The organism is Micromonospora craterilacus, assembly GCF_003236315.1.
Taxonomy (GTDB): Bacteria; Actinomycetota; Actinomycetes; order Mycobacteriales; family Micromonosporaceae; genus Micromonospora; species Micromonospora craterilacus.
In genome coordinates, this window is sequence record NZ_POTY01000294.1 from 1 (window position 1) to 7774 (window position 7774).

Annotated in this window: 7 protein-coding genes; 1 reads left to right on the forward strand and 6 read right to left on the reverse strand. The window is 72.4% G+C overall.

Features of this window, described 5'->3' with window-relative positions; translation table 11 throughout:
- The 6 genes from C1I95_RS30045 to C1I95_RS30070 all read right to left on the reverse strand — a co-directional run.
- On the reverse strand, positions 1–1381 hold a 1381-nt coding region (locus C1I95_RS30045; protein ID WP_111218952.1), incomplete at its 3' end, for a sodium/solute symporter.
- Positions 1382–1732: a hypothetical protein gene (locus C1I95_RS30050; protein WP_111218958.1), complete on the reverse strand. Its 351-nt coding sequence runs from the start codon at positions 1730–1732 to the stop codon at positions 1382–1384. It lies immediately after the preceding gene.
- A gap of 206 nt (positions 1733–1938) precedes the next feature.
- Positions 1939–2700, reverse strand: a complete 762-nt coding sequence (locus C1I95_RS30055) for a LytR/AlgR family response regulator transcription factor (protein WP_111218960.1) — start codon at positions 2698–2700, stop codon at positions 1939–1941.
- Positions 2701–2714: 14 nt separating this feature from the next.
- Positions 2715–3938 (reverse strand): sensor histidine kinase, encoded by a 1224-nt coding sequence (locus C1I95_RS30060; protein WP_111218954.1) that lies wholly within the window; start codon positions 3936–3938, stop codon positions 2715–2717.
- Between the two features lie 40 nt (positions 3939–3978).
- Positions 3979–5550: a sugar transferase gene (locus C1I95_RS30065; RefSeq protein ID WP_111218962.1), complete on the reverse strand. Its 1572-nt coding sequence runs from the start codon at positions 5548–5550 to the stop codon at positions 3979–3981.
- Positions 5551–5818: 268 nt separating this feature from the next.
- A complete protein-coding gene (locus tag C1I95_RS30070; RefSeq protein WP_111218956.1) occupies positions 5819–6679 on the reverse strand; it encodes an Fpg/Nei family DNA glycosylase in 861 nt (286 codons plus the stop codon).
- Positions 6680–6704: 25 nt separating this feature from the next.
- On the opposite strand from C1I95_RS30070, the gene C1I95_RS30075 reads away from it, so the two are divergent.
- Positions 6705–7774: glycosyltransferase family 4 protein (locus C1I95_RS30075; protein WP_199523979.1), on the forward strand; the 1070-nt coding region annotated here is incomplete at its 3' end.

The window sequence follows — 7774 nt, forward strand, 5'->3', positions numbered from 1 at the left end:
ACCAGATGCCGAGCACCAGCAGCGGGCAGAAACTGGACGCGGCGACCGCGAACGCCAGCCCCACCACCTGTGAGACGTCCAGCCCGGAGACGTTCAACGCGAGGACCGTCGGCACCACCCCGGCGATTACCGTGGCCAGCCGGAAGCCGTGTACCGAGCCGCGGCCGAGCACGTCCGTGGAGATCACTCCGGCGACGCTGGTGAGCAGCCCGGACGAGGTGGACAGGAAGGCCGCGAACGCCCCGGCGGCGACCAGGGCGGCCAGCAGGCGGCCGGTGGTCCCGGCGCCGAGCGCCGCCTCCGGCAGCAGCACCACCACCGCGTCGGTCTGGCCGCTGACCAGCAGTTGCGGGGTGTAGATCCGGCCGAGCACGCCGTAGATCGTGGGCATCAGGTAGAAGACCCCGACCAGGGCCAACACCACCAGCGTGGTGCGGCGGGCGGCCGCGCCGTCCGGATTTGTGTAGAAGCGGACGAGTACGTGCGGCAGCCCCATGGTGCCCAGGAAGGTCGCCAGGATCAGCGAGTACGTGGCGAAGAGCCCCCGGTCGTCGGCACCCGCGGTGCTGGGCAGCAGCCAGTCGGTGACGCTGGTGGCGGCCCCGGAGACCTCCGGCACCGGCTCACCCGCGGCGAAGGTCAACTCGTCGCCGGGGCGTACCTCCCGGGTCTGCCCGTCGGGCAGGGTGAGGACCGCGCGGTGCTCGACCACGACGGTGGTCGCGGTCCGGAACGTCGGCCCTTCGGGTGGGGTCACCGCCGGTCGCCCGTCGGCCTGCCACTGCAACGCGAGGAAGATCGCGGGTACGGCGAGCGCGGTCAGCTTCAGCCAGTACTGGAACGCCTGCACGAAGGTGATCGCGCGCATCCCACCGAACGCGACGTTGGTGGTCACCACCGCGGCCACCACCAGGGCCCCCACCGGGTACGGCGAGCCGGCCAGCGTGGCCAACGTCAGCCCGGCGCCCTGCAACTGCGGCACCAGGTAGAGCCAGCCGATGAAGATCACGAAGGCGGTGGCCAGCGCCCGCAGCCGGCGGGAGCCCAGCCGTAGCTCGCAGAAGTCGGGCAGGGTGAACGCGCCGGACCGGCGCAGCGGCGCGGCCACGAACATCAGCAGGGCCAGGTAGCCGGCGGCAAAGCCGACCGGGTACCAGAGCACGTCCACGCCGTACTTGAGGATCAGCCCGGCGACGCCCAGGAAGCTCGCCGCCGACAGGTACTCGCCGCCGATCGCGGCGGCGTTCCAGGTCGGGCTGACCACCCGCGAGGCGACCAGGAAGTCGGAGGTGGTGCGGGCCAGCCGCAGCCCGTAGAAGCCGATCCCGACGGTGACCAGGGTGACCGCCACGATCGCCGGCACGACGAGGTCGTTGCCCATTCAGCGCTCCGGCCGCTGGACCAGGTCGGTGAAGTCCTGCTCGTTGCGTTCGGCCAGCCGCACATACGTCCAACCCACGGCGACCAGGAACGGGAAGGAGAGCACCGCGAGCAGCAGCCATGGCAGGTTGACCCCGAGCACGGTCAACCGGCCCACCGAGGGCGCGATGGCGAACAGCCAGGGCAGCCCGCCCAGCCCGACCAGCACCACCGCGGACAGTTGCAACGCCAGCGCCAGTTGGGCGCGGACCAGGCCACGGACCAGTGCGTCACCGACCCGGGTCTGCTGGGTCAGCTCGGTGTGGGCGCCGCCGACGCGGTGCTGCCGGCGGGACACCTCGGCCAGCACCACCCGGGTACGCGCGGGTGGCCCCGGCGCGCCCTGCTCCCCGGCGGCCGGGGACGGCTCGGGTCGGCGGGGTGCCGGCACTGGATCCTCGACGGCCACCCCGGAAGTCTCGTCCGCCCGACAGGAATGTCAAGAGGGCTGTGCACAACCTGTGGACAACGAGTCGGGCCTGTGGACAACCGGTGGATCGGGAGCCGCTGCCGCCCCGCTCAGCGGCTCCACTCCTGCTTCGCGGCCCGGACCAGCTTGTCCTTCAGCTCCCGGATGTGCCGCCGGCTGACCGGCAGTTCGGTGCCGTCGACCACCACCACGTACCCCGAGTTGACCAGGCGGAGCTCGGCGATCAGCCGGAGCTGCACCAGGTGCGACCGGTGGATCCGGACGAACCCGGCGTCGGCCCACCGCTCGGCGAGGGTGGCCAGCGACACCCGGACCAGGTGCGCACCGTCCGCGGTGTGCAGCCGTGCGTAGTCACCCTGCGCCTCGACCCACCGCACCGCCGACCGGGGCAGCATCCGGGTGCTGCCGGCCAGCTCGATCGGGATCGTCGGGTCCTCCTCGGCCCGGGCCAGGGCGGCCGGGTGGGACGGCACCACCCGCGAACCGACCACCCGGCGCAGCGCCTCGGCCAGCCGTTCCGCCTGTACCGGTTTGCGGACGTAGTCGGTGGCGCCCAGGTCGAAGGCGTCCGCCGCGCCGTCGTCGTACGCGGTGACGAAGACGATCGCCGGTGGCCGGGCGAAGCGGCGCAGCACCCGGGCCAGCTCCATGCCGTCCAGGCCGGGCATCCGGATGTCCAGGAAGACCACGTCCACGTCGCCGTCCCGGAGCACCCGCAGCGCCTCGGTGGCGTCGCCGGCGGTGTGCAGCCGGGCCACCCGAGGATCGGCGCGCAGGTGGTAGGCCAGCTCGTCCAGTGCGGGCGGTTCGTCGTCCACCGCCAGTACGCGCAGGAAGCCCGAGGCGGTCAGTCCGCCGTTGGCGGTCACGAGCCGGCCCGTACGCCGGGATGGAACTTCGGCACCCGCATGCTCACCTTCGTACCCGAACCCAGACCGGTCTCCACCACCAGGCCGAAGCCGTCCCCGAAGACGGACCGGAGCCGCTCGTCGACGTTCGAGAGACCGACGTGCTGGCCCGGATCGTCGCCGGGGTCGGCGGTCCCGGCCAGCTCGGCAATCCCGGCGGTCAACGTGCCCGGATCCATCCCCACCCCGTCGTCCTCCACCGTGATGTGGCATTCGGCGCCCGCGTCCCGGGCCTCGATGCTCACCATGCCCGTGCCGGGCTTGCGCGACAACCCGTGCCGGACGGCGTTCTCCACGAGCGGTTGCAGGCACAGGAACGGCAGGGTGACCGGCAGCACCTCAGGGGCGATCTGGAGCCGAACCTGGAGCCGGTCACCGAACCTGGCCCGCTCGATGGTCAGGTACCGGTCGATCGACCGAAGCTCCTCGGCCAGCGTGGTGAACTCACCGTGCGCCCGGAACGAGTACCGGGTGAACTCGGCGAACTCCAGGATCAGTTCCCGGGCCCGTTCCGGGTCGGTACGGACGAACGAGCCGATCGCGGTCAGCGCGTTGTAGATGAAGTGCGGGCTGATCTGGGCCCGCAGTGCGCGGACCTCGGCCCGGGCCAGCCGCTCCCGGGACGAGTCCAGCTCGGCCAGGGCGAGCTGGCTGCCGGCCCAGTGCGCGGTCTCCAGGGTGGCCTGCACCAGGCCCGGGGCGGGAGCACCGTCGGTGATCGCGACCAGCGCTCCGGCGACCCGACCTTCCTCACCGGCCAGCGGGGCCACCACCGCCCCCCGGACCGGGCAGTCAACCCGGTCGCAGCGCAGCTCCGACTCGCCGAGCACGGTGGAGCGCTCCGACGTGACCACCCGTCGGGCCGCCGCACGCAGTTGCTCTCCGTGGTGCGCGCCGCGCCCGTCGAGGGCGAGCAGTTCCTCGGTGTTGGTCAACGCCAACCCGTCCGCGCCGACCAGGGTACGCAGGTGGCGGGCGGCCTTGGCCGCTCCGGCGGGGCTCAGCCCGGCCCGCAGTGGCTCGGCGGCCAGCCCGGCGGTGTGCAGCACCTCGTAGGTGGCCCGCTGACCCGCCGTGGCGATGCCGCGCCGTCCGCGCAGCCGGCCGACCGCGAACAGAGCCGCGGCCAGCACGGTGAACAGCGAGACGACGCCGACGACGGCCGAGAGGTTGCCACTCACGCGCACGATCCTGGTCGTTTCGGCCGCCTCGGCCAAGTGGTCAGTACGCGCCCTTGCGGGCCAGCACCACGCCGACCGTGCGCCACAGGATGCTCAGGTCGTACGCCAGCGACCAGTTGTCGACGTAGTAGAGGTCCAGCCGGACCGCCTCGTCCCAGGACAGATCGGACCGGCCGGACACCTGCCACAACCCGGTCATGCCGGGGCGGACCAGCAGCCGACGCCGCACATCGCCCAGGAAGTCGCCGTCGTCGGCGGGCAGCGGACGCGGCCCGACCAGCGACATCTCGCCCTTGAGCACATTGATCAACTGCGGCAGCTCGTCCAGCGAGGAGGCGCGCAGGAAGCGGCCGACCGGGAAGACCCGCGGATCCTGCTTCATCTTGAACAGCATGCCGTCGGTCTCGTTCTGGTCGACCAGGCTGGCCAGCCGGTCCTCCGCGTCGACGTACATGGTCCGGAACTTCCACACCCGGAACGTGCGCCCCTCGTGCCCCACCCGGGGCTGCCGGAAGAAGACCGGACCGGGGTCGGAGATCCGGATCGCGACGGCGATGGCGAGGAAGACCGGGACCAGCACCAGCAGGCCCAGCCCGGCACCGACCCGGTCCATCATGCTCTTGGCCAGCAGCGCCGGCCCGGACAGGGTCGGCTCCTCGACGTGCAGCAGCGGCAGGCCCTCGATCGGGCGGATGTGCACCCGGGGCCCGGCGATGTCGGTCAGCTGCGGGGCCACCACCAGGTCGACGCCGGAGCCTTCCAGCTGCCAGGCCAGCCGGCGCAGCTCGCCCGGCTCGGCGCTGGCCGAGCCGCAGACCGCGATGGTGTCGCCGCCCACCTCGCGTACCAGGGCCAGCACGTCGCGGCCGGCGTACACCGGAACCGGGGTCTGCACGCCCTTGGCCGCCGCGTAGCCGTCGGTGATGTGGATGGCGACCGGGACCAGCCCGGCCGAGGGGTTACGGGTGACCGCCGTGTACACCTCCAGGCACTCCGGCAGCGTGCCGACCAGCACCATCCGGTGCGCCGCCTGCTGGATGTTGCGGCGCACCACGTGCAGCACGAAGCGGGCCAGGATCCGGCCCAGCAGGATCAGCAGCAGGGCCAGCAGCAGGGCGGTGCCGACGGTGAATCGGGACAGGTCGGTCTTGGTGGCGAAGGCGAGGAACGACACGGTGGCGCAGACCGTCACACCGGCGCGGATCGCCCGCTTGAACTCGTCCGGCCCGAGCCCGAGGCAGCGCCGGTCGTAGGCGCCGTTGAACCAGAGGATGATCAGCCAGCCCAGCGGCAGCAGCAGGAAGGCCACGGTGAAGAACCAGGTCGGGTCGTTCTGGGCGTCGTAGAAGCCCGCGGTGGCCTGGTCGAAGGTGCGGATCGCGGTGTAGCTGGCGAAGGCGGCCGCCGCGAAGTCCAGCAGCAGCAGGATCGCCGTGTAGGGGCGGTGCCAACGGGAGACGCGTCGTCGGGCTCGGGCCCACGCCGATCGAGGTACGCCGTTGGGGGACGGCGGGTTCGGCGGCTGGATCTCGAAGCTGTCGACGTGCCGCACGAGTTTGCTCCGGCCTTCGTTGGATACCGGGCGCTGGAGGCTAGTCGTCACCTCACCCATGTCCTCCCGCATGACACGCGCCGCTCACTCGCCGTGAGGGCCCGGGTCGCCCACCCTTCCAGTTTCCCACGCTCGATCCGTACCCGTCGCCGACCCGGAGGACATTGCGCGGCGGGCTCGTTTTCGCCTGGGATCTGGCCGGCTCCACGCCATCCGGAAGCCGGGGACCGGGCCACTATACCGATGGATGGCGGCCCCGGTAGAGCGCCGGACCGGTGGTTGGGTACCCCGCGTCCGATTCCTCTCCGTAACCAGTGAGTGGCGTTACTCACCGTACGAGTTTGGACAACCGTCGGTCAGCAAGGGGTTTGCCGCCGGTCTGGCAGGTCGGGCAGTACTGGAGGCTGGAGTCGGCGAACGAGACCTCACGGACGGTGTCCCCGCAGACCGGACAGGGCAGCCCGGTCCGGGCGTGCACCTTCAGCCCGGATCGCTTCTCGCCCTTCAGCTCGGCGGCCCGCTGCCCCAGCGAGCGGGTCACCGCGTCGCCGAGCACCCGCCGGGTCGCCGCGTGCAGGGTCGCGCACTGGTCGTCGGTCAGCCGGTCGGTCAGCGCGAACGGCGACAGCTTCGCCGCGTGCAGGATCTCGTCCGAGTACGCGTTGCCCACCCCGGCCAGCACCGCCTGGTCGGTGAGCACCCCCTTGACCTGTCCGCGGCGGCTGCGCAGCGCGCCGGCGAAGGTGGCGAGGTCGGCCGAGAGCGCATCGGGCCCGAGCTTGGCCACCCCCGGCACCACCTGCGGGTCGGTCACCAGGTAGGCGGCGAGCTTCTTCTGCGTACCGGCCTCGGTCAGGTCGAAGCCGGAGCCGTCGTCGAGACGGACCCGGAGCGCGATCGGGCCTTTGCCGGGACGTAGCGGGACGGTCGAGGCGAACGCCTCGCGGTAGTGCAGCCAGCCCGCCCGGGCCAGGTGGACCACCAGGTGCAGGCCACCGTCGAAGACCACGTCGAGGAACTTGCCGTGCCGCCGGGCGTCGATCACCGCCCGGCCGGCGACGGCCGCCGGTGCCGGGTCGTACGTCTTCAGGGCGCTGATCGCGGCGACCTCCAACCGGTCGACACGCCGGCCCACCGCGCGCTGCCGCAGGTAACCCGCGAGCGCCTCCACCTCCGGTAGTTCGGGCACGTTGTTAACGGTAGCGTTTGTGCGCGTGAGAATCGTGGTGGCGCACAACCGGTATCGGGAAGCTCAGCCCTCCGGCGAGAACACCATCGTCGACGCGGAGATCGCCCAGCTCACCGCGGCCGGGGTGGAGGTGCTGCCGTTCCTGCGCAGCTCCGACGAGATCGCGTCGATGCCGACCACCGCGAAGGCGCTGCTGCCGATCTCCCCGATCTACGCGCCCCGGGCACAGCAGGAGCTGGGTCGGCTGCTCACCGAGCACCGTCCGGACGTGCTGCACCTGCACAACCCGTACCCGCTGCTCTCGCCCTGGGTGGTGCGGACCGCCCATCGGCACGGGGTGCCGGTGGTGCAGACGGTGCACAACTACCGGCAGGTCTGCTCCTCCGGGCTGTACTTCCGGGACGGCGTGATCTGCCAGGACTGCCGGGGCCGGGCGCTGGGCGTGCCGGCGGTGGTGCACCGCTGCTACCGGGGGTCGCGGGCGCAGAGCGCCCTGATGGCGACCACCCTGGCGGTGCATCGGGGCACCTGGAAGTCGGTGGACCGGTTCATCGCCCTGACCAGCGCGGTCGCCGATCACCTGCGCGACTACGGCATCCCGGACGAACGGATCGTGGTCAAGCCGAACGCCATCCCCGATCCCGGTGCTCCCGCGCCGCTCGGCCGGGGCTTCCTCTTCCTCGGCCGGCTTTCTCCGGAGAAGGGGCTCGGCCTGCTGCTGGAGGCGTGGCGCCGGCACCCGGACGGCGCGCTCGGGCCGCTGCGGGTCGCCGGTGACGGCGAGTTGCGTCCGCTGGTCGAGGCGGCGGCGGCCGAGCGGTCCGACGTGACCTTCCTCGGCCCGCTGGACCGCGCGGGCGTACGCGAGGCGCTGGCCGCCAGCGCCGTGGTGCTGGCGACCTCCACCTGGCACGACGTGCTGCCGACGGTGATCATCGAGGCGCTGGCCAGCGGGCGTCCGGTGCTCGGCACCGCGCTTGGCGGCATCCCGTACCTGGTCGGCGCGGACACCCCCCGGGAGCCTGCCGGCACCGGCCCGGCCGCCGTCGCCTCGGCGCCCGCCCCGGCCGTCTCCGGCTCCGTGCCGGGTTCGTC

Bases quoted from the DNA above. Each gene is read 5' to 3' on its own strand.
- C1I95_RS30065 (WP_111218962.1), bottom strand. From the start codon at position 5,550: ATGGGTGAGGTGACGACTAGCCTCCAGCGCCCGGTATCCAACGAAGGC.